At 57.3% G+C, this 309-nt stretch carries 1 pseudogene; it reads right to left on the bottom strand.

Going from position 1 to position 309, the window contains the following annotated elements:
• Positions 1–309: pseudogene (locus SM755_RS23390) on the bottom strand (DUF1156 domain-containing protein); the annotation flags it as partial.

Genomic DNA, 309 nt, shown 5'->3' with positions numbered 1-309 from the left:
CCTAAGGCGAGGTCACGAGCGGCTTCCCATTCCGAACTCCTCTGGGGAAGAACTTGCAGGAGAGCTTTCAGTGTTGCCTTGAAGCCCGCGTCTGTGTCGAAGTTGCGTTCTTTGAGCCAATCGATGGCGACGTCCTCGCCCTGTTTCTCGTAGACGTGCATAGCGGCGTGAACCGCATCGAGGGCGATCGTGTAGGACAGCGCTTCAGGATCGACGGGCGTCCGGTTAGATCTCTCTTCGGGTGGCAGAGTGATGTCTTGGACGCGGTCCTCATGAGTTTTCAGCTGAATATCCCCACGTTTCTTCCCC

Source organism: Natrialba sp. PRR66 (assembly GCF_034808065.1).
In the GTDB taxonomy this organism is placed as follows: domain Archaea; phylum Halobacteriota; class Halobacteria; order Halobacteriales; family Natrialbaceae; genus Natrialba; species Natrialba aegyptia.
The sequence above is the reverse complement of the archived record's forward strand: the minus strand, read 5'-3'. Positions and strand labels throughout refer to the sequence as shown.